Origin of the sequence: Gordonia sp. SCSIO 19800 (assembly GCF_018132775.1) — a bacterium.
Lineage (GTDB): Bacteria > Actinomycetota > Actinomycetes > Mycobacteriales > Mycobacteriaceae > Gordonia > Gordonia hongkongensis.
Genome location: NZ_JAGRQM010000002.1, coordinates 75,030 through 95,215 on the forward strand (window position 1 = coordinate 75,030; position 20,186 = coordinate 95,215).

The 20,186-nt window shown below is 67.4% G+C and carries 20 protein-coding genes; 9 read left to right on the forward strand and 11 right to left on the reverse strand.

Features of this window, described 5'->3' with window-relative positions; genetic code table 11:
• Positions 1 to 5: 5 nt before the first annotated feature.
• The 6 genes from KB201_RS02770 to KB201_RS02795 form a co-directional block, all read right to left on the reverse strand.
• A complete protein-coding gene (locus KB201_RS02770; protein WP_211538284.1) occupies positions 6 to 881 on the reverse strand; it encodes an ABC transporter permease in 876 nt (291 codons plus the stop codon).
• A gap of 124 nt (positions 882 to 1,005) precedes the next feature.
• Entirely contained in the window at positions 1,006 to 2,334 is a 1,329-nt protein-coding gene (locus KB201_RS02775; protein WP_211538285.1) for an alpha/beta hydrolase domain-containing protein, read from the reverse strand.
• An 8-nt stretch (positions 2,335 to 2,342) separates the two neighbouring features.
• Positions 2,343 to 2,732: a carboxymuconolactone decarboxylase family protein gene (locus KB201_RS02780; RefSeq protein ID WP_068972526.1), complete on the reverse strand. Its 390-nt coding sequence runs from the start codon at positions 2,730 to 2,732 to the stop codon at positions 2,343 to 2,345.
• Positions 2,729 to 3,610 (reverse strand): NAD(P)-dependent oxidoreductase, encoded by an 882-nt coding sequence (locus KB201_RS02785; RefSeq protein WP_211538286.1) that lies wholly within the window; start codon positions 3,608 to 3,610, stop codon positions 2,729 to 2,731. Before KB201_RS02785 ends, KB201_RS02780 begins: the two co-directional genes overlap by 4 nt.
• The gene (locus KB201_RS02790) at positions 3,607 to 4,347 is read right to left on the reverse strand and encodes an SDR family oxidoreductase (protein ID WP_211538287.1); all 741 of its coding nucleotides are present in this window, start codon (positions 4,345 to 4,347) and stop codon (positions 3,607 to 3,609) included. The genes KB201_RS02785 and KB201_RS02790 overlap by 4 nt, the downstream gene beginning before the upstream one ends.
• A gap of 261 nt (positions 4,348 to 4,608) precedes the next feature.
• Complete coding sequence (locus KB201_RS02795; RefSeq protein WP_211538288.1) at positions 4,609 to 6,075, reverse strand: aldehyde dehydrogenase; 1,467 nt, start codon at positions 6,073 to 6,075, stop codon at positions 4,609 to 4,611.
• Positions 6,076 to 6,139: 64 nt separating this feature from the next.
• On the opposite strand from KB201_RS02795, the gene KB201_RS02800 reads away from it, so the two are divergent.
• From KB201_RS02800 to KB201_RS02835, 8 genes are read left to right on the forward strand one after another with little or no spacing between them, the layout of a single operon-like run.
• On the forward strand, positions 6,140 to 6,721 hold the full coding sequence (locus tag KB201_RS02800; protein WP_211538289.1) for a TetR/AcrR family transcriptional regulator: 582 nt from the start codon (positions 6,140 to 6,142) through the stop codon (positions 6,719 to 6,721).
• Complete coding sequence (locus KB201_RS02805) at positions 6,721 to 7,965, forward strand: cytochrome P450 (RefSeq protein ID WP_211538290.1); 1,245 nt, start codon at positions 6,721 to 6,723, stop codon at positions 7,963 to 7,965. Before KB201_RS02800 ends, KB201_RS02805 begins: the two co-directional genes overlap by 1 nt.
• Positions 7,965 to 8,777: an SDR family oxidoreductase gene (locus KB201_RS02810; RefSeq protein WP_211538291.1), complete on the forward strand. Its 813-nt coding sequence runs from the start codon at positions 7,965 to 7,967 to the stop codon at positions 8,775 to 8,777. Before KB201_RS02805 ends, KB201_RS02810 begins: the two co-directional genes overlap by 1 nt.
• Complete coding sequence (locus tag KB201_RS02815; protein WP_211538292.1) at positions 8,774 to 10,141, forward strand: cytochrome P450; 1,368 nt, start codon at positions 8,774 to 8,776, stop codon at positions 10,139 to 10,141. The genes KB201_RS02810 and KB201_RS02815 overlap by 4 nt, the downstream gene beginning before the upstream one ends.
• Complete coding sequence (locus tag KB201_RS02820) at positions 10,141 to 10,332, forward strand: ferredoxin (protein WP_058252397.1); 192 nt, start codon at positions 10,141 to 10,143, stop codon at positions 10,330 to 10,332. The genes KB201_RS02815 and KB201_RS02820 overlap by 1 nt, the downstream gene beginning before the upstream one ends.
• 54 nt (positions 10,333 to 10,386) lie before the next feature.
• Positions 10,387 to 10,932: a nuclear transport factor 2 family protein gene (locus KB201_RS02825; RefSeq protein WP_211538293.1), complete on the forward strand. Its 546-nt coding sequence runs from the start codon at positions 10,387 to 10,389 to the stop codon at positions 10,930 to 10,932.
• 6 nt (positions 10,933 to 10,938) lie between these two features.
• Entirely contained in the window at positions 10,939 to 12,207 is a 1,269-nt protein-coding gene (locus KB201_RS02830) for a hypothetical protein (protein ID WP_211538294.1), read from the forward strand.
• On the forward strand, positions 12,204 to 13,112 hold the full coding sequence (locus KB201_RS02835) for an SDR family NAD(P)-dependent oxidoreductase (protein ID WP_211538295.1): 909 nt from the start codon (positions 12,204 to 12,206) through the stop codon (positions 13,110 to 13,112). Before KB201_RS02830 ends, KB201_RS02835 begins: the two co-directional genes overlap by 4 nt.
• Positions 13,113 to 13,490: 378 nt before the next feature.
• On the opposite strand, the gene KB201_RS02840 is transcribed toward KB201_RS02835, so the two are convergent.
• Both KB201_RS02840 and KB201_RS02845 read right to left on the reverse strand, forming a co-directional pair.
• Entirely contained in the window at positions 13,491 to 14,489 is a 999-nt protein-coding gene (locus tag KB201_RS02840; RefSeq protein WP_205334410.1) for an NAD-dependent epimerase/dehydratase family protein, read from the reverse strand.
• 3 nt (positions 14,490 to 14,492) lie between these two features.
• Positions 14,493 to 15,545 (reverse strand): phosphotransferase family protein, encoded by a 1,053-nt coding sequence (locus KB201_RS02845; protein ID WP_374193873.1) that lies wholly within the window; start codon positions 15,543 to 15,545, stop codon positions 14,493 to 14,495.
• Positions 15,546 to 15,794: 249 nt separating this feature from the next.
• On the opposite strand from KB201_RS02845, the gene KB201_RS02850 reads away from it, so the two are divergent.
• A complete protein-coding gene (locus KB201_RS02850) occupies positions 15,795 to 16,658 on the forward strand; it encodes a mycofactocin-coupled SDR family oxidoreductase (protein ID WP_211538296.1) in 864 nt (287 codons plus the stop codon).
• A gap of 3 nt (positions 16,659 to 16,661) precedes the next feature.
• On the opposite strand, the gene KB201_RS02855 is transcribed toward KB201_RS02850, so the two are convergent.
• The 3 genes from KB201_RS02855 to KB201_RS02865 all read right to left on the reverse strand — a co-directional run bounded on the left by KB201_RS02855 (position 16,662) and on the right by KB201_RS02865 (position 20,149).
• Entirely contained in the window at positions 16,662 to 17,795 is a 1,134-nt protein-coding gene (locus KB201_RS02855) for a TIGR03857 family LLM class F420-dependent oxidoreductase (protein WP_211538297.1), read from the reverse strand.
• Positions 17,792 to 19,381, reverse strand: a complete 1,590-nt coding sequence (fadD1, locus tag KB201_RS02860; protein ID WP_211538298.1) for a fatty-acid--CoA ligase FadD1 — start codon at positions 19,379 to 19,381, stop codon at positions 17,792 to 17,794. Before fadD1 ends, KB201_RS02855 begins: the two co-directional genes overlap by 4 nt.
• 306 nt (positions 19,382 to 19,687) lie before the next feature.
• A complete protein-coding gene (locus KB201_RS02865) occupies positions 19,688 to 20,149 on the reverse strand; it encodes a hypothetical protein (protein ID WP_211538299.1) in 462 nt (153 codons plus the stop codon).
• Positions 20,150 to 20,186 lie beyond the last annotated feature (37 nt).

Consider the following 20,186-nt stretch of genomic DNA (forward strand, 5'->3'; position numbering starts at 1 on the left):
TCCACTCACCTACCTTCGAATCCGTTGCGCCACGACAGGAACCGACGCTCGAGTCTTCGCACGCCGATGTCGGTGAGCAGTCCGAGTACCGCGTAGATCACCAGGACCAGGAAGATCTGATCGGTGCGTAGGTACTCCTTGGCGTCGTTCATCAGGAAGCCCAGACCGACCGGGGTGGTCTGCATCTCCGCGACGACCAGGACAAGCCAACCGATGCCGAGCGCCTGTCGTAGCCCGACGAAGATCTGCGGTAGTGCGCCCGGCAGGACCACGTATCGCACGAGTTCGAAACGCGTCAGCTCCAGCGATTCGGCGGCTTCGATGAGCTTCTGGTCCACGCCCCGGATGCCGGCGAGGAAGTTGAGATAGATGGGGAAGATCGGGGCGACGATGATCAGGGCGATCTTGAACGAGTCGCCGATCCCGAACCAGATGATGAAGACCGGGACGAGGGCCACGGCGGGCATCATCCGCAGCACCTGGACCGGTGCGTTGACCAGGTCTTCGGCGACCTTGAAGAGGCCGGCGGCCGCGCCGAGCACCGCGCCGATGGCGATCCCGAGCGCCAGTCCGATCGCGACGCGCCGCCCCGACGCGGCCAGATGGGTCCAGAGTTCACCGGTGCTGATCAGTTCCCAGCCCGCCTCGACCACCTCGGTGGGCGCGGGGGTGGTCGCGCCGAGCCATCCCCGCGCGCCGAGCTGCCAGATGACGACGACCAGGATCAGGCCGATGGACTGACGGAGCGTGCGTGTGGCGGCGTGACGGGAGAGCCGTCGCCGACGTACTCGGGCCGCCGGGCCGCCGGACGGCACGTCGACGGGCCCGGCCGCGGACGGGGCGGGGGCGACACCGACGGGTGTCGTGAGTTCTAGAGTCATCGAAATCCGCCTGGGAGAGGGCTGGCAGGACTTCTGGGACGCTACTGAGAACTCGACTCCACCGGCACCGTTGGAGTCATGGTGATTTTCAAACCGCCGCGCGCCGAGACGAATCGGCGGACGGTCAGTTCGGGATCAGGTCCGGATTGGCGTCGGCGAGCAGCTCGTCACGGTCCTCGGCGAGGACGAATCCGCCGGCGATGGCGGCGTCAGCAGCGTTCCGGTAGTGCTTCTCGTATTCGTCGCGCGTTCCGTACCGGGCCGCCAACGCGTCGGCGGGGACCGGGAATGTCGTGCCGAACAGCAGGCAGATGCGGGAGACGGGGTCGGCGACGATTCCGCTGAGGACCTGGGTCGGTGCGTCGACGCACGGCGTCCGGACCCCGCCCCGGACGTTGCCGATGTCGTCCAGCTCGAACACGGGGTCGGCGCCGTCGATGTCCCGGAGGGCCAGCGGGTCGGCTGCCGGCGGCGGATCGCCACCGTCGGCCCAGGATCGCAGGTGCCGCAACGCAGCCCGCAGGACGAAACGCTGCTGACCCCGGTTGACGGGGTCGGGGCAGCCGAGGAACTCCTCGAAGTCGCCGACCTGGTGCAGGTCGGCGTGGGACGTGCCCGCCATTTCCCACACGCGTAACCGGTCGGAATCCGGTTGCCGCGCAGTGTGATAACGGAAGTTGGTCAGGACGTCGGTCTCGGTCTGCACCACGAACACCGGTGCGTCGAGGTCGGTGCGGATCGTGGTGGGCTCGCGCCCGAAGACTGTCGCCACGTCGATGGCCGAACCGACCTCGCCTGCGGGCAACCCGGCGGCCGCGCGGCTGTGGATGAGGTATCCGTCGAACGGCGCCGCATCCGGGCCGATGGCGTTCACGTAGGTCGTCAGGGCCATCGCCGACTGTGATTCGCCGATCGCGAGCACGGTGGCGACCGTCAGGCCCGCGAGGGGATGGTCGGCCCCAGCGGTGTCCCGGGCGGCGCGTCCGATCGAGCTGAAGATGTCGTAGCAGTAGGCGTCGCCCGGATGGTGGAGTCCGGCATACCGTTCCGGGTCCTTGGCGGCGAGACTCTGCGGCGCACCGGTCGCGACGCCGACCGAGCCCGTGCCGCCCTCCACTCCGACGAACTGGGCCGAGACCCCGATCCAGGCGTGCCCGGAACGGACCAGTTCAGCAGCCACATAGGAGTATTCGGGGGCGGCGTCGGCGCCACTGCTGACGTTCAGCCACTCGACGACAACGCAGCCGCTGAACGTCGCGGGCTCCGCTGGGCGTCGGACGACGACCCGGGTCGTGAACTCGGCGGCGGATGCGGGCGGGTCCCCGACGATCTTCTCGGCCACCCCCGACGCCGCGTACTCGATGTCGGTGTATCCGGCCGCGGCGAGGTCGGGGAGGGGAGAGGCGCTGAGCAACGAACACCCGTCGCCGCCCTGTAGGACTCGAAACCGCATAAGTCGACTCACTTCTTCTTCCGGTGCTGCTTGATCACCTCACCGAACATGAAGTGCATCTTGGTGCCCTGCGGCCAGCCGACGTAGTAGCAGAGGAAGAGGCTGATCTCCTCGAGCTGCTCTGGGGTGAGCTCTCCGTTCCCGAGTGCGGCACCGGCCTGGATCTCGGCGACGTCGATGTTGTTGCTCGCGGCGAGCGCGCCGAGCAGGAGCAGCCGGCGGTCACGGTTGGACAGACCCTCCCGGGCCCAGACGTTGCCGAACACCTGGTCGGCGGTGTGCGCGAAGTAGTCGCCCGGACCGTCGCTCACCTCCCAGCCGTAGACCTCCGACATCTTGGCGAGGCCGCGCCTGCGCGCCTCGTCGGGTGCGTCGTCGGAGATGTGGGAACGGGTCATGCTGGTTCTCCTTCGAGGTGGGGGACACCGAGCCCGGTGGCCAGGTTCTGCAGCGCGAGCTGCCCGAGGGGCAGGTCGACGCCGAGTTCCTCACCGAGTGCGAGTGCGAGCGTCAGGTCCTTCTCGCCCAGGGTACGGACGCCGGTGAGGATTCCGTACCAGGGATCGTCGCGCTCGACGGGAGCGGTGGTGTCGCGCAACATGATCGCCCCGGCCCCACCGGTCACGGCGTCGGAGTGCCGAACCACCTTGCCGAGCTTGGTGATGTCGATGCCGGCCGCCTCGGCCAGTCGCGCGGCCTCGGTGGTCGCGGTGAACGAGATGAAGTGGAGGAGGTTGCGCGCCAACTTCATCCGGGTACCCGCGCCGACCTCGGGCCCCGCGTGGACCAGCATGTCGGCGGTGAGCGCGAACGGTTCCTTCAGCTTCTCGTACGCGTCCCGCGGTCCACCGACCATGATCGCGAGACGGCCCGACGCCGCACCCATCGCACCGCCGGAGATCGCTGCGTCGAGCAGTGTCACCTCGCGCGCCGCGCACAGATCCGCCAGTTCGACGGCGGTCTCCGGCGCGATCGTCGAGTGGACGGTGATGACGGTGCCCGGGCGAGCTGCCGACAGCAGGCCGTCCGGACCCGCGACCACGGTTCGGACCTGCGCGTCGTCGAGCACGCAGATGCCGATGATGTCGGCCGACGCGGCGAGATCGGCGAGCGATTCCGCAGCGGTGGCGCCTTTCTCGACGACCTTCGCGACGGCGTCGGACGACAGGTCGAACACCGTCAGCCCACCCGCCCAGGCGGCCAGGCTCCCGGCCATCGGCCCACCGATGTTGCCGAGTCCGACATACCCCAGACGGATGGGGGACGACTCGCTCATGAGCGGATGACCTGGCCGCCGTCGACGTTGAAGATCTGCCCGGTGATCCACCCGGCTTCGTCGGACAGCAGGAACAGGCACATTCCGACGAGATCCTCGGGAGTGCCGAAACGCTTCAGCGGCAGCCGGTTCACGATGTCTGCGACCATCTCCTTGGGCGTCGTGCTGCGGGTCGCCTCGGTGTCGATGGGGCCCGGGGCGATCGCATTGACGCGGATGTTCTGCCCGCCGAGTTCGGTGGCCAGCTGCTGGGTCAGGCCGTTGACGCCGACCTTGGCCAGCCCGTAGAAGCCGCTGTACAGCCATGCGGCGGTCGAGGACTGGTTGACGATGGCGCCGCCGCCGTTGGTCATGTGCGGGTAGACCGCCCGGGTCACGTTGAGCGCACCGTCGAGGTTCACGCTCATGAACTTCTTGTAATAGTCCCAGGGCACGGTGATGAGGAAGTCGAGTTTCATCCCGCCGTAGATCGCGGCGTTGTTCACCAGACCGTCGATCGAACCGTAGGCGTCGACGGTGGCGGTGGCGAGCGCCTTCGCCGAATCCTCGTCCGCGACGTCGGTGCTGACGTACAGTCCGCCGATGTCGGCCGCGACCTGCTTGCCCTTCTCGTCGGCGAGGTCGGCGACCACGACGTTCGCGCCCTCCGCGGCGAGGGCACGCGCATAGGCCTCGCCGATCCCGCCGGCGGCGCCGGTGACGATGATGGTCTTGTTCTCGAAACGCTTGGAACTCATTGTCCTGCTTTCTGTGTGGATGATGTGCCGACCCTTCGAGGCTCGCTTCGCTCGCACCTCAGGGAGCGGGGGGATCTGCTCCCTGAGGAGCGGGGTGGGTGGCCTCTGCTCCCTGAGGTGCGAGGAGTGGGGTGGGTGGCCTCTGCTCCCTGAGGTGCGAGGAGCGGGGGTGTGGCCTCTGCTCCCTGAGGTGCGAGGAGCGATAGCGCGAGGCTTCTGCTCCCTGAGGTGCGAGGAGCGATAGCGACGAGCCTCGAAGGGTCACGCCGGGCGGGCGACGGCCTTGGTCTCCAGGTACTCCTCGAAACCGGCGACACCCATCTCGCGGCCGATGCCCGACTGTTTGAAACCGCCGAACGGGACGTCGGCGGAATACCAGATGCCGCCGTTGACACCCATCGTCCCGGTGCGAACTCCGTTGACGACCTTGTTGATCCGGTCCTCATCGGTCCCGTAGACCATGCCCGACAACCCGTACGGCGAGTCGTTGGCGATGCGGATCGCGTCGTCGTCGCCGTCGTGGGGGATGATCACGAGCACCGGGCCGAAGATCTCTTCCTGCGCCACCCGCGCCGAGTTGTCCAGACCCGAGATCAGGGTCGGTTCGACGAAGAATCCGGCGGGCCTGTCGGCGGGACGGCCGCCACCGATCTCGATGGTGCCGCCCTCACTGGTGGCGAGTTCGATGTAGGACTCGATGCGCTGGCGCTGCCGGGCCGAGATGACCGGTCCGCAGATGGTGCCGCCGTCGGTCGGGTCCCCGGCGGGCAGGCCGGCCATCGCGTCGCGGGTGGCCGTGATCGCCTCATCGAGGCTGCCGCGCGGAACCACGAGACGCGTCGTGATCGCGCACCCCTGGCCGGCATGGGTGACGACGTTGAACGCGGCCATGGCGCAGGCGGATCCGATGTCGGCGTCGTCGAGGACGATGAAGGCCGACTTGCCGCCCAGCTCCAGGAACACCTTCTTCAGCGACTCGGAGGCGGCCGCCATCACCTTCTTGCCCGTCGCGGTGGAGCCGGTGAACGAGACCAGGTCGACGCGAGGGTCGGTGCTGAGCTGGGCGCCGAGCTGATGGTCGGTCGAGGTGACGATGTTGAGGACGCCCGGCGGGAAGTCCGTCTCCTCGGCGACCACCTTGCCGACGAGCGCCGCACACCACGGGGTGTCGGGCGCGGGCTTGAGCACCACCGTGCACCCGGCGGCGAGGGCGGGTCCGATCTTGGCGAAGTTGATCTGGTGCGGGAAGTTCCACGGGGTGATCGCGCCGACGACGCCGACCGCCTCCGAGCGCAGCTCACGGTGGTTCTTCAGTCCCATGGGTTTCGCGGTGCCGAGGTCGCGAGTCCACTCATAGCTCTCGGCGAGGTCGGCGAAGTAGCCGAGATCGGTGACGGGTCCCTCGAACTGCGGGCCGTGGGTGAGGAACGACGGGCATCCCACCTCGGCGATGGTGAGCTCGCGGAGCTCGTCGCCGTGGGCGAGCAGTGCGTCGCGCAGTTGACGCAGGCAGCGAGCGCGGAAGGCGTGATCGCGCGACCAGTCGGTGGTGTCGAAGGCGGTGCGCGCGGCCGCGATGGCGGCATCCATGTCGGCCGCGGTGGCGTCGGCCGCCTGCCCGATGACCTCCTCGGTCGCGGGATTGACGACGTCGAAGACGCCACCGCTCCCGGGGGTGAGCTTGCCGTCGATCAACAGATCCGACGCGGATTCGGGGCGAAGAGGCATGAGCTGGAACTCCATCTGGACAGGTGTCTGGACTCGCGTTCAAACCTAGTGTAGCGTGGCTCACATGTCCAGCCCCGTGTCTCAGGAATCCACCCGCCGCAGGCTGACCCAGCAGCAGGCGGAGACGGTCACACGCCTCACCGATGCCGCGGTCGACGTGCTGAACGCCGAGGGTTTCGACGGTCTGACCGTGCGGTCGGTGGCCAAGATCGCCGGGGTCGCGCCGGCTACCGCCTACACCTACTTCTCGTCGAAGAGTCACCTCGTCGCCGAGGTGTTCTGGCGTCGCCTCTCGGCCGGGGTGCTCGAACCAGATTCCGGTGCGACGCGCAGCGAGCGTGTCGCGCAGGTGCTCCGCGAGGTCGCGCTGGTCGTGGCCGGCGAGGGGCAGCTGGGTGGTGCGGTGACGGTGGCCCTGCTGGGCAGCGACCCCGACGTCGAACACCTGCGCGTGCGGATCGGCGCATTCATCCGGCGTCGTCTCGCCGCCGCCCTCGAAGAGGACCCGGAGAACCCGGGCCCGCTGCTCGACGCCCTGGAGATGATCTACTCCGGCGGCCTGGTCTACGCCGGTATGGGGCACATGACCTACGAGCAGACCTCCGAACGTCTTGTCGCAGCCGCACATCTACTGATGGAGAAGTGATGACCGAAACGACGGCGGTGTCGGGGATGGAGCACGAGCTCCCCTTCGACCCGTATGCCTATGGTTTCCACGAGGATCCCTACCCGACCTATTCCCGTCTCCGCGCGGAGGCGCCGGTCTACTACCACGGCGGGATGAACTTCTGGGCGCTCGCCGGACACGCCGACGTCCGTGCCGCATTCCGTGACACACAACGACTCTCGAACAGCTGGGGCGTGTCGATGGACCCCTCGGCGTACGGTCCCGACGCGCACAAGTCGATGTCGTTCCTCGCCATGGACGACCCCAAGCACATGCGTATCCGCAAACTCGTCTCCAAGGGCTTCACGCCTCGCCGCGTCAACGAACTCACCGGCCGGATCACCGCCCTCACCCATCAGCATTGGAGCAGATGTCTCGACAAGGGCGAGTTCGACTTCGTGCACGACTTCGCCGCCCTGCTCCCGATGGACGTCGTGTCCGAACTGCTGGGAGTGCCCGAAGCCGATCGCACCCGGCTGCGCCACCAGTCCGACCTGCTGTTGCATCGCGAGGACGGCGACCTCGACCTTCCCGAGGCGGCGGTGTACGCGTACATCGAACTGCACAAGTACTATTCGGAGCTCATCGCCGACCGTCGCAAGAACCCCGGCGAGGATCTGGTCTCGGCCCTCATCGCGGCCGAGATCGACGACGACGAGACCGGTGAGAAGACGAAGCTCACCGAGGACGAGATCGTCGGGTTCATGGTCCTGATGGTGGTGGCGGGCAACGAGACCACCACCAAACTGCTTGCCAACGCCCTGTATTGGGGCTGGCGCAATCCGGACGAGATCGCCAAGGTCTTCGCCGACCCGGAAGTCGTCGTCCCGGACTGGACCGAGGAGACGCTGCGCTACGACAACTCGACGCAGATCGTCGTGCGGCGGGTGATCGAGGATGCCCCTTATGGCGACTTCGTGATCCCGGCGGGCGACCGCGTACTCCTGCTCGTCGGTTCGGCGAACCGCGACGTCGAGGTGTTCGGCGCCGACGCCGGCCGGTACGAGATCGGCCGCGACTGCGCCCAGTCCCTGATGAGTTTCGGCCTGGGCGCCCACTTCTGCCTCGGGGCGCACCTCGCGCGCCTCGAGGCCAACATCGGCCTGACCGAGGTGATCAAGTCGATCCGGGCAGTGGAGATCGATGCCGACAAGGCGGTACGGGTCCACTCGGTGAACGTGCGCGGCTTCGCCGAGCTCCCGGTGAAGGTGACGGTGCGCTGATGGCTTTCCGTCCTCATCCCGAGCGCCGACCGGTCTTCGTCGCGGGCGCGTCGTCGGGAATCGGCGCCGCCACGGCCGAATTCCTCTCCGCCGCGGGCCATCCCGTCGCCCTGGCCGCCCGCCGGGTGGAGAAGCTACAGGAACTCGCCGACAAGATCACGGCCGCCGGCGGCGAAGCCGTCGCGGTACCGTTGGACGTCACCGACGAGCAATCGGTGGTGGATTGCGTGGCGAAGGCCGAGGCGGCGCTGGGGCCGCTGGAGATCGTCGTCGCCGGCGCCGGTGATCTCGCAGTCGGTCTCTCCTACGAGACCGGCACCGATCATTTCGCCGATCAGATCAACATCCACCTCACCGGCGCGTACCGTATCTACCGCGCCGTGATCGGCGGCATGATCGACCGTGCGCGAGGCGATTTCGTGTTCATCGGGTCCGATGTCGCCATCCACCCCAGGCCGTGGTCGTCGGCCTACGTAGCCGCGAAGTCCGGTATCGACGGACTGGTCGCGACCATCCAGCTCGAACTCGAGGGGACCGGTGTGCGGGCCGGGGTCGTCCGTCCCGGACAGACCCTCACGGGCATGGGGATGAACCTCGACCCGAAGACGACCGAGAACATGCTCAACGACTGGATCACACACGGTCTGGCCCGCCACGGCAATTTCCTCTCGCCCGAGCACATCGCACAGGCCGTCGCGGCCATGGTGACCATGCCGCGCGGAGCGCACATGCGGTCGGTCGAGGTGGAGGCCGAAGGCGCGGTCAGCGACAAGAAACGACAGGCAGTACAGGAGAAGGGGACGGATGGATGACCGCCATCACCGAATCAGGCCTGAAACAACCGAATCGCGTCTCGGGTGGCGAGGGCGAACACGGACATCTCGACGAACTCGCCACCGACCCGATCTCGCTGTTCTGGCGCGTCCGTGAGGAATGCGGTGACGTCGGCATGTTCCAGCTCGCCGACCGCGAGGTGGTGCTCGTCTCGGGATCGGCGGCGAGCGAGGAGTTCTTCCGCGCGCCCGAAGAGGACCTGGACCAGGCTGCCGCATACCCGTTCATGACACCGGTGTTCGGTGAGGGCGTCGTGTTCGACACGAGTCCCGAGGAACGGTCGAAGGCGATCCACAACTCGGCGCTCAAGGGCGCGCACATGAAGCAGCACGCGGTGACCATCCCCAACGAGGTCGAGCGGATCATCGCCGACTGGGGGGACGAGGGAGAGATCGACCTCCTCGACTTCTTCGCCGAGCTGACCCTCTACACGTCGTCGTCGTGTCTCATCGGACGGAAGTTCCGGGAACGGCTCAGCGGACACATCGCCCATCTCTTCCACGACCTGGAAAAGGGCACGGACCCGATCGCCTACGTGGATTACAAGGCCGACATCGAGAGCTTCCGCAAGCGTGACGAGGCCCGGGCAGAACTGGTCGAGTTCATCCAGGGCGTGATGGACGAGCGGATCGCGAACCCGACCGAGGACAAGGAAGATCGCGACCTGATGGACGTCCTCGTCCAGGTCGGCTTCGACGCCAACACCATCACCGGCATGTTCATCTCGATGATGTTCGCGGGCCACCACACGACGTCGGGCACCGCCGCGTGGACCCTCATCGAACTGCTGCGCAACCCCGACTACATGCGACGCGTGTACGAGGAGCTCGACGAGATCTACGGCGAGACCCCGCCCGGCGAGCGCCCGGAATACACCTTTGCGCACACCCGTCAGATGCCGCAGCTCGAGAACGCGCTCAAAGAAGCGCTGCGGCTGCACCCGCCGCTCATCATCCTCATGCGCGTGGTGCAGAACGACTTTCACGTCGAGGACTTCGAGGTGAAGGCCGGGCAGTCGATCGCCGTCTCGCCGGCGATCTCCAACCGGCTGCCCGAGGACTTCCCCGAGGCGGACACCTTCGACCCCGACCGTTACGACAAACCGCGGCAGGAGGATCTGGTCAATCGCTGGACCTGGATCCCCTTCGGCGCAGGTCGTCACCGTTGCGTCGGTGCGCAATTCGCGATCATGCAACTGAAGGCCATCTTCTCGGTGCTCTTCCAGAACTACGAGTTCGAGATGTTGCAGCCGCCCGAGAGCTACCGCAACGACCACTCGAAGATGGTGGTCCAGCTGCAGCAACCCTGCCGCGTCGCCTACCGCAAGCGTCAGGACGCGTGATGCGCGTCGAGGTGGACCTGGACCTCTGCCAGGGACATGGGATGTGTGAGCTCGAGGCGCCCGAGGTCTTCGCCGCGCACACCGATCATGTGGAGATCCTCGACGCGACCCCCGACGAATCCCAGCGCGCCGAGGTCGAGGCCGGCGTGCACTACTGCCCGACTCAGGCCCTTCGGATCATCGAGGACTGAGCTCCGACCACGTCGCCCACGCAAGACCCGAACGATCGAATAAAGGTGGAACACATGTCTTTTGACCGTGCCGAACTCGACGAGATGAAGGAGCGGTGGCTCGCCGCCAACATCGAGGCCGAAAAGTCGGGGGACTGGAAGCCCCTGGCCGACTTTTACACCGAGGATGCCACCTACGGGTGGAACTACGGCCCCAACAAGGATTTCATGGCCGTCGGCCGCGAGGAGATCCGCGAGCTCGCCCTCGGACAGGAGATGGAGGGTCTGCAGGGGTGGGAGTACCCGTACCAGGCCTGGGTCATCGATGACCAGACCGGCGACATGATCGGGCTGTGGAAGCAGATCTACGAGGGCACACGCGACGACGGCAGCCACTACGCCCTCGAGGGCATCCAGGGTAGCTGGTTCAAGTACGGAGGAAACTTCCAGTTCCGTTGGCAGCGTGACTTCTTCGACTACGGCAACGTCTCGGCTCTCTTCATCGAGATGATGAAGAACAACGCGATGAGTGAGCCGATGCTCAAGCGTGTGGAGAAGTCGGCGCCGGGTAATCTGCCGGGTTGGTACGACTTCGGCAAGGCCCCGGTCGCGTTCTGGTGAACTGACATGACTTCCACAGCCCCGACCTACCAAGGTCTGAGTCAGGATCAGCTCGCCGTGCTCGTACCGGAACTGCTGCTGTCGGGTCAGATGATCGACCGCAGCGGCATGGCGCATCTCATCAGCGCCTTCGGCCGGGACGTGATGGGCAAGGTCGCCATCGAGGAGTGGATGGCCGCGAGTCCGGTCTACACGCATCGCATGCGCACGGCCCTGGGTATCGACGGCGACGGTGTCGAGGACATGTTCAAGTGTCTGCAACTCGACATCGGTGCGCCACCGCAGTTCATGGACTTCCGATACCGCATCGACGACGAGTACCACGGGTCGTTCGTGCTCGATCACTGCGGCGCGCTGCTCGACGTCGAACCCCTCGGCGACGACTACGTGACGACCATGTGTCACGACATCGAGGACCCCACCTTCGATGCGACGGCGATCGCGACCAACCGGCGCGCACGAATCCGTCCGGTTCATCGCCCCCCGCGTCGACCGGTCGATCGCACGCCGCACTGTGAGTGGACGGTCACGATCGAACCGGATCGAGACGAGCTGCCGCTGCCACCGGATTCGGTCGACATGTTCGAGACGAGGGCCGGTCAACTCGTCCTGTCGGCCATCGACACCACGGAGACCGACGGCTGGGTCGACTACCGCGGCCCGCTCGTCGAGGATCTGCAGTTCGCGGAGTGGTCGACGTCGGCTCTGGTGCGGGTCGCCGAAGAGGTTGCGCTGCAACACCAGTTGTTGTCGCTGGGCTTCCTCGTCAGCCTGCGCAGGTATGCCGAGAGCGAGGCGCAGACCACCGAGATCTTCCGCAAGCAGCTGATCGGCATCGCCGGACTCGCTGCCGACCGGATTCGCGTCGCGCTCGATCTGTCCGCCGACGCCGCAGGTCTCGCCCAGGTACTGGCCCTGCATCCGTGTTTCGGTCCGACCCAGTACACGGGACTCACCGCAGAGGCCGACGGGGACACGGTCACCGTCCGAATCCCCCGGGAGTCCGATGCGATGACCGACGGCGGTTGGACGTCGATCCTCGATATCGACCACGTCGAACCGTTGCAGGCGGCGGCGACCGCCGTCGATCCGTATCTCGTCGTCGCGGACGTGACCGAGGCCGACGGCGATCTCGTCGTCCGGATCACCAAGGCGGACACGCCGCAGAAGGAGTACGGCGAGGTGGCCGTCGCACGCTTCAGCGGGGGCGCGAGTTTCGAATTCGTCGACCGCGGGCGGTCGATCCCGATCACGCCGGTGGGCAGCTCGGCGTGACGTCGGGCGGCGGCTGGTCACCCGGCGGCGCGGGACTGGGGGGCCGGGTCGCCGTTGTCGCAGGCGCGACCCGCGGTATCGGACTGGCCGTCTCGTATGCGCTGGCCGGACAGGGAGTCTCGGTCGTCGTCAACGGTCGTGACGGACAGGCCGTCGACGACACCGTCGCCGAGATCCGCGGCGGCGGCGGATATGCCGTGGGCGTTCGCGGGTCCGCGGGTGACGACGGAGTGGCGCAGGCGATGGTCGAGGCGGCGCTGGCGGAGTTCGGTGCCCTCGACATCGCCATCAACTGCGCCGGCATCGCCGAACCTCCCGGTTCGACGGTGCTGACCATCGCTTCCGACGAGTTCTGCGAGCAGATCGACGCCCACCTGATGAGCGCCTTCCATCTCCTACAGGCCGCGGGGAGGGTGTTCGTCGAACAAGGATCGGGGTCGGTCGTGCTCACGGGTTCGGCGGCCTCGCTCGGAATGTTCGGTGGCAGCGGCTATCCCGCGGCGAAGGGCGGCGTCAACGCACTCGCCCTCGCCGCGGCCGCGGACCTCCGGGATCATCACGTACGCGTCAACGTGGTGATGCCGGGAGCGAAGTCGAGGCTGTCCTCCGGCGACGACTACGTCGCCCACATCGAAGGACTCCATCGTCGCGGAATCCTCGACGACCCCACGCGCGACGCGGCGCTCGATCCCGCCCCGCCCGAGTACGTCGCCCCGCTGTACGTGTTCCTGGCCAGTGACGCCGCCGAGCACATCACCGGCGAGATCTTCAGCGCTGCCGGTGGATTCATCGGCCGGTTCGAGTCGCAGCAGGCGAGTTTCGTCGCTTACCGCGACCACAAGGGCACCTCGCCCTACAGCCTCGACGAACTCGCCGGCATCCTGGCCGGGCCTTCCGGTCCCTGAGATCGATCGCGTTCGTCCTCCCTGAGAAGCGTGCGGAGCTTGCGGAGGGCCACCCCTCTGCTCCCTGAGGTGCGAGCGAAGCGAGCCACGAAGGGCTCGCAAGGTGCCCCACCAGGCCCTTCGTGGCTCGTCGACCTCGACGCGCTCCTACGTCGCTTGCTCGGCCCGGCGGCTTGCGCTCGTCGCACCTCAGGGACCAGTGCTTTTGCGGTTCTTGGGGATTGGGGAGCAGGGCGGGTTGACTCGCCCGCTGACCGAGCTCGTCGAGGTCACCAAGTGGCTTCGACTCGGCGCCTCGACCTCGACGCGCTCCTTCGTCGCTTGCTCGGCCCGGCGGCTTCGCTCGGTGCCGGCTCAACCAGCGGGGGTGGAGCCGGCTCAACCAGCGCGGCGGGCGGCGCGTCGTTCGAGCCAGAAGCGGGCACCGTCGGCGATGGCCTCGGTCACCGGGCGTGGATGCCATCCGAGGTCGCGTTCGGCCTTGCCGTGGTCCATCTCGGACATGAAGTGCATCAACCGGACCGAGGGGATCGTCAACTGCACCGGCTTGCGCGTCAGCGCCCCACGGGCGGAACCCACCGCCCCGAAGGTGTACAGCGCAGCGCGGTCGAGAACGACGCGCGGGGGCTGACGATCCGCGGTCGCGGCGGCGATGGCCACGATCTCACCGGTGTCGATGGACCGCTCGGAGACGATGTAGCGTTCGCCGACCTCGCCGCGGTCCGCCGCGAGGAGCAGCGCCTGCGCGGCGTCGTCGATGCCGACCGACTCGGCGCGACAGCCGCGGACGGTGAACGGCAACTTGCCCAGCGCCGCACCGGCAACGAATGCGCCGTGGGGAGTTGGTTGCCAGTCGCCGGGTCCGTAGGTGTTGGCGACGCACATCGCGAGGGCGGGTACCGCGTCGTCCTGCGCTCGACGCAGCACCAGGTCCTCGGCGGCCACGCGACTGCGCACATAGGCGGGAGCCCGCGCGGCCCAGTTGAACACATCGTCCTCCGTCGCCCGACGGCCGTTCACCCGCCCGATGGTCGCCGCGGTGCTGGTGAACACGAACTTCCGCAGTGGCATCCGGGCTGCGACGTCGAGCACCGAACGCAGGGCCTCGACGTTCGTCCGGTACAGCGGTGCCGGATCGCGCAACCAGGCGCGCGTGTCGACCGCGCAGTGGAACACCACGTCGCAACCGGTCATCGCCCGCGCGACGGCGTCGGCGTCGAAGAGATCGCCCGTCACGTGATCGACGCCGAGACCGGCCAGGGTCCGGAGGCCACTCGTGGGCCGGGTGAACACCCGCACCTCCTCGCCCGCGTCCACGAGCTGCCGAACGAGATGAGAACCGAGAAACCCGTTGCCCCCGATGACCAGTGACGGCACGGTTCACAGCCCTCCGGGTGCGAGATCGTCGATCGCGGCTGCACTGCGGGACAGCATCGCATCGAACATCGCGTTGCCACGCTCGGTGGGTTGTGCAGCAGCGGAGCCGAACACGATGATCAGCGGCGCCTGGATGAGGTTGCCGACGTAGTCGTCCCAGCAGTCGTCGAGCGTGTAGTCGCCGACGCCGGCGGTGACCAACGCCCGATGATACGAGGCGACGATGCCGCGCTCGTGCCGGCGCCGGTCGTCGGTGGTCAGACTGGTACTCAGCAGGAAGGCGATGTCGCGCAGCGGGTTACCGGTGGTGATCGTCTGCCAGTCGATCACCGTGACCTCACCGGACGGGCCGAACAGGACGTTGTCGACCCGGAGGTCGCCATGGATCAGGGTGGCATTGTCCAGCGGGGCGACCAGCCACTGGCCGGCTTCACGGACGAGCCAGTCGACCGCTGCCGATGACGGACCGATAGGGGAGAAGCGTTCGCGGTAGACCTCCGCCATCGGAGCGAGGATCGACTCCATCACCTCCCGGTCGGCGTCGGTGGGCAACGGCATCTCGGCCAGCAGGGTCGGATCGTTCCACCGGGGAGCGTGGAGACCAGCAGTCGCCACGGCTACCGCCTCGGCCTGCGCGGGTGTGCAGCCGGCGATCTGATCGCCCTGCACGGCTGCGCCCATGTCCTCCAGCAAGAGTACGAACTCGGTGCCGCGATCGGAGATGGTCGCGGCGAAGCAGTCGGGCATCGGCACCGTGAACGACGCGGCGAGGTCGCGATAGAAGCGCACCTCGTTGCGGAACACCCCCGATCCGAACTCGCGCTGGTCCGGAGACCCGGTCGCAAGCTTCGCGATCATGGTGTCGGGCAACGTCGCTGGGCTGTCATGCCCGAGGTGGAGGCGATAGGAACCCGCCATCTGCCCGGTTCCCACCGGTTCGGCACCGACCGACTCTACGCTGACGTCGTGACCGTGAGAGCGGAGGAATGAGGTCAACCACGTCGGGGTGAGTTCGTCTATGCAAGTCGGGATTCCGACGGTGTCCGGCACGGGCACGCCCTTTCGATCGAGCTGCGCGGGCCGGGCCGATGTGACCGGGCTCACCCAGGCCGCTGATCGGACACTACCGAGGAATTGGACTGGTGTCCAGGGAACCGGCGCGGCGGTGTGCAGCTGTGCGGGCCGGCCGCGCCGGGCGACCTTGCGAACAGCAAATCCATTCCGCCACACGAAGGATGGCCGTCGGCTAGGCTGCGCGCAGACGCGGCGGCCGGACTCGTGGCCGCCGGGACGAGGAGAGCGCGAGTGAGTACCAGACTCGACGGGAAGGTCGCACTCGTGACGGGCGCGGCACGGGGCCAGGGACGCAGCCACGCGGTGCGGATGGCCGAGCAGGGTGCCGACATCATCGCCATCGACATCTGCGATCAGATCACGACGGTCAATTACGCCATGAGTACCCCGGACGACCTGCAGCAGACCGCGAAGATGGTCGACGCGACGGACAGTCGCGTGATCGCGAAGATCGCCGACGTCCGAAGCCGAGACGCTCTGCAGGCCGCGATCGACGACGCGGTGGCGCAGTTCGGCAGGCTCGACATCGTCGTGGCCAACGCCGGGATCAGCCCGCTCGGGCCCGAGAGTCCTTCGGTCACCTGGCTGAACACGGTGTCGGTGAATCTCGGTGGGGTGATCAACACCCTCGAATTGTCCTTGCCGCACCTCGAAGCGGGTGCATCGATCGTCTGCATCGGTTCGATGGCCGCGTTCATGCCGTCGTTCGAGTCCGCGCAGGCCGGGCCGGGTGCAGGCGGTTACGGCCACTCGAAACGAGCGGTGGCGCGACTCGTCAACGACCTCGCCCGGCACCTGGCGCCGAAAGGTATTCGCGTCAACGCGATCCATCCCGGCAACGTCGACACCGCGATGGTGCATCACGACGAGATCTACCGGCTGTTCCGGCCCGATCTCGAGAAGCCGGTCTACGCCGACGTCAAGGACGTCTTCGCATCGTTGCACGCGATGCCGGTGGACCTGCTCGCGCCCGAGGATGTCACGGAGGCGGTCCTCTACCTGGTGTCCGATGCCGCCCGGTACGTGACCGGTCAACAGCTCCGGGTCGAGGCGGGCGCATTGCTCAACTCGGTGCCGCCCGGCGTGCCCGACTGACGGTCACTGAACCGATGGTCCCGCAACCGAACCCGGGTTCACTGGCAGAGTCGGCATGGCGGGTCGTATCGACCGGTACGCCGTCAGCACCGACAAGAGTTCCGACGGCGCGGCGCCGTGCATGATGACCGAGTCGACTCCCAGGTCGAACTGGCGCGCCACGGCGGCCGCGCACTGTTCGGCACTGCCGACCGCGCTGTCGGCGACCCATGACGCCGGGATGACCTCGGCGAGCCGGGTGAGTTCGTCGGCGGTGGCAGTGGCGTCGATCGGCCCGCGGGCGCCGGCGAAAGCCGGACTCTCTCTGATCCGTTCGAGATCGTCCCGACGCCATCCGTTGGCCCGCATCAGGACATCCGGATATCCCTGGAGATAGGTCGCGAGCCGGCCGTACAGACGGCGCAGCCGGTCGTCCTCGTCGAGTTGGTCGGGCACGGTGGCCAGTACCGACCAGATGCGCACTGAAGCGGGGTCCCGGCCGGCCTCGGCGGCCGCCGCCCGGACGGTCTCGACCGCGGCGATGGTGGCCTCGTCGGAGAAGAACGTGTGCAGGACGACACCGTCGGCGATGCACCCGGCAAGACGTAAGGTGTTGGGCGACATCGTCACGAGCAGGATGGGGACCGGTGGAACCGCGACACCGAGGTTGAGGTAGTCGTAGGTGCCGAGCGGACCGTCGTGGCCCAGGATCATCTCGCCGCGCCAAAGGGTGCGCAACACCGAGGCGGCGTCCGTGAGCTGGGCGCTCGTGACATCGGGAACCCCGAGAACCTGCCACTGTGCGGCGAATCCACGACCGAGGCCGAGCGCGAAGCGACCACCCGTCATGGTCGACAACGTGGCGGCCATGGACGCGGTGATGATGGGGTGACGGGTGTTGTGGTTGGTCGCGGCCGTGGCGACGCCCATGCGGCGGCTCGCCGCCGCGAGACCGCCCGCGAGCACGGCCGCGTCCTTCACGTTGAACCGCTCGGAGACGAAGGCGGCACCGAAGCCCGCGCGGTCGGCGAGCCGCGCCTCGTCGGCGAGTTCGGCGGGATCGACCGGATGGCGCGAGAGGGCGTAGTAGCCGATCTCCGGAAGCGTCTGCTGCGGAGCGGATTCCGGTGTCGGTGTGGTGGCCGCGGTCGAGGTCATGCCTGTGCGGCGACGGCTTGTCGATACACGCGGGACCGGGGCTCGCGCACCCAGAGTGTGCCCGTGCCGGGGACGGCGCCCTCGGATTTCAGGGTGCGCTTGAGGATCTTGTTCGTTGCGGTCGTGGGCAGGTCGTCCTCGATCCGGACATACGTCGGCCACGCTTTCGGCGACAGGTCGGGCTGTGCGGCAAGCTGTTCGGCGAAGGACTCCGGGGTCAGCTCGACGCCGTCCTGCAGGACGACGGCGGCCATCACCGCATCGCCGACGTGGTCGTCCGGAACGGCGTACACGGCAACGCGATTGATCTCGGGAACGCGCAACAGCACCCGTTCGATCGGTCCGGCGGCGAGGTTCTCGCCGTCGACGCGCATCCAGTCGCCGGTCCGGCCGGCGAGGTAGATCCAGTCGTCGGCGTCCTTGTACGCGAGGTCGCCCGACCAGTACATCCCGTGGCGGAGACGCTCGCTGGTGGCGTCGGAATCGTTGTAGTAGCCCATGAACATGCCGCCGCCCTCGATGTTCACCAGCTCGCCGATCGCGTCGTCGGCATTGAGAAGCGCCCCGCTGGAGTCGAATTCGGCACGCGGGCATTCGGTCAGCGTCGAGGAGTTGTACACTGCGACGTTCGGGAAACCCTTGCCGATCGAGCCGTGCGGGGTACCGGGCTCGCGGGTGATGATGATCGCCAGCTCGGTGGAACCGAAGCCGTCCCAGACGGTGCAGCCGAACCGGCGCGAGAAATCGTCGATGTCGCGGTCGGTGGCCTCGTTGCCGAACGCCACCCGAAGCGGATTGTCGGCGTCGTCGGGCCTCTCCTCGGTGGCCAGGATGTAGGCGAGCGGTTTGCCCACGTAGTTCATGTACGTCGCGTTGTAGCGGCGGATGTCGGCCAGGAAGGTAGAGGCGGAGAACTTGGCGGGCGCGATCGCGGCACCGCCGCACAGTGCGACGCAGTAACCCCCCATGAGCGCGGCACTGTGGAACAGGGGCATCGACAAGTAGCAGACGTCGCCGGGGCCGATGTCGTATTTGTCGGCGAGCACCGGGCCCGCGAACGGCATCATCATGTGCGCGAATTGGACCGGTTTGGGGTTCCCGCTGGTCCCCGAGGTGAAGATCAGCATGAACGTGTCCATCGCCCCGGGTACCGAATGCGGGGTCAACTCCGCGGCGCCGGAGAGCACCTCGGCCCACTGCGGAGTAGAGGTGTCCAGCACCGTCACGCCGGGTAGCTCCAAGCCATCGAGGAGAGGGCGGTGCTCGGCGTCGGTGAGCAGGATCTGACAGTCCGCGCGCACGATGTCGGCCGCCAGACCCTCACCGCGGCGAGTGTTGTTGATCCCCGCCGTCACGTAACCGCCCAGCGCGCCGGCGGCCAGGGCGATCAGCATGTCCGGCGTGTTCCCGAGCAGCACACCCACATGCAGCGGGCGCTCGGTGTCGGCGATGCCGAGAATCGCCGACGCGGCGCGTTCGGCGTCGCGAATGTACTCGCGCCACGTCCATTGCCGACCCTCGTAGGTGATCGCGAGGTTGTCGTCGTCGGCGCGTGCCTGCAGGAGCTGGGTGACTGTCTCGGCCATGCGGCAAATCTAGAACGTGTTCACCGCACGTGTATACAGATTTGCAGAATTGTCTACTGCGGTACCGGAGGGGGTCGCCGTGACCTTTGAAAGAACACTCGTGAGCGTCTGATCTCCATGCTCCCTGAGGTGCGAGCGAAGCGAGCCACGAAGGGTGTAACAACGTGTCTCGCCAGCCCTCCGAGGCTCGTCGCTTGCGCTCCTCACACCTCAGGGAGCACGGGTTACGGGCTTCATTCAGATCAGGGAGCAGGGTGGGTGGCTCGCGCCCTCCCGCTCAGCGGAGTGGGTGTGGTCGGCTCGGCGTCAGCGCGTGAACGATCCGCTGCCCGGGACGACCGTGAAGGTCTGGTCCCCCTGGCCGAGGATCGTCGTGGTGAACTCGACCGATCCCGCTCCGGTCGCAACGGCGACCCCGTCGGACGGACGACCGTCCGCACATGCGGCGAAGACCTCGTCGCCGGATGCGCCGGTCGAGGTGTTCTTCCAGGTGATCCCGACGCGCGCATCCTTCAGGTTGGTGGCGCAGGACTCGGTGGGCGTCGTGTTGAGCGTGATCAGCGTGACCCCGGGTTCGGTGGCCGAGGCGAGGATGCTCGCCACGAAACCGCCCGTGATGCCGTTGGCGCCGACGGTGACTCCGGCGTTGGGGACCTGCTCCACGCTGAGGGGTCGTTCCGCGGGTGCGGCGGAGGCGGTGCCTGCTCCTACGCCGAACGCTCCCACTGCCGCAATCGCCCCGATCGTCGCCACAGTTGTGCGTCGCATCTGTCTCTCCCGTCACTCTGGACACGTACGCACCCAG

Coding starts and splice junctions, on each gene's coding strand:
- KB201_RS02770 (WP_211538284.1), bottom strand. CDS start 881: ATGACTCTAGAACTCACGACACCCGTCGGTGTCGCCCCCGCCCCGTCC.
- KB201_RS02800 (WP_211538289.1), top strand. CDS start 6,140: ATGTCCAGCCCCGTGTCTCAGGAATCCACCCGCCGCAGGCTGACCCAG.
- KB201_RS02830 (WP_211538294.1), top strand. CDS start 10,939: ATGACTTCCACAGCCCCGACCTACCAAGGTCTGAGTCAGGATCAGCTC.
- KB201_RS02785 (WP_211538286.1), bottom strand. CDS start 3,610: ATGAGCGAGTCGTCCCCCATCCGTCTGGGGTATGTCGGACTCGGCAAC.
- KB201_RS02855 (WP_211538297.1), bottom strand. CDS start 17,795: ATGACCTCGACCGCGGCCACCACACCGACACCGGAATCCGCTCCGCAG.
- KB201_RS02775 (WP_211538285.1), bottom strand. CDS start 2,334: ATGCGGTTTCGAGTCCTACAGGGCGGCGACGGGTGTTCGTTGCTCAGC.
- KB201_RS02780 (WP_068972526.1), bottom strand. CDS start 2,732: ATGACCCGTTCCCACATCTCCGACGACGCACCCGACGAGGCGCGCAGG.
- KB201_RS02865 (WP_211538299.1), bottom strand. CDS start 20,149: ATGCGACGCACAACTGTGGCGACGATCGGGGCGATTGCGGCAGTGGGA.
- fadD1 (WP_211538298.1), bottom strand. CDS start 19,381: ATGGCCGAGACAGTCACCCAGCTCCTGCAGGCACGCGCCGACGACGAC.
- KB201_RS02825 (WP_211538293.1), top strand. CDS start 10,387: ATGTCTTTTGACCGTGCCGAACTCGACGAGATGAAGGAGCGGTGGCTC.
- KB201_RS02795 (WP_211538288.1), bottom strand. CDS start 6,075: ATGCCTCTTCGCCCCGAATCCGCGTCGGATCTGTTGATCGACGGCAAG.
- KB201_RS02790 (WP_211538287.1), bottom strand. CDS start 4,347: ATGAGTTCCAAGCGTTTCGAGAACAAGACCATCATCGTCACCGGCGCC.
- KB201_RS02810 (WP_211538291.1), top strand. CDS start 7,965: ATGGCTTTCCGTCCTCATCCCGAGCGCCGACCGGTCTTCGTCGCGGGC.
- KB201_RS02805 (WP_211538290.1), top strand. CDS start 6,721: ATGACCGAAACGACGGCGGTGTCGGGGATGGAGCACGAGCTCCCCTTC.
- KB201_RS02820 (WP_058252397.1), top strand. CDS start 10,141: ATGCGCGTCGAGGTGGACCTGGACCTCTGCCAGGGACATGGGATGTGT.
- KB201_RS02815 (WP_211538292.1), top strand. CDS start 8,774: ATGACCGCCATCACCGAATCAGGCCTGAAACAACCGAATCGCGTCTCG.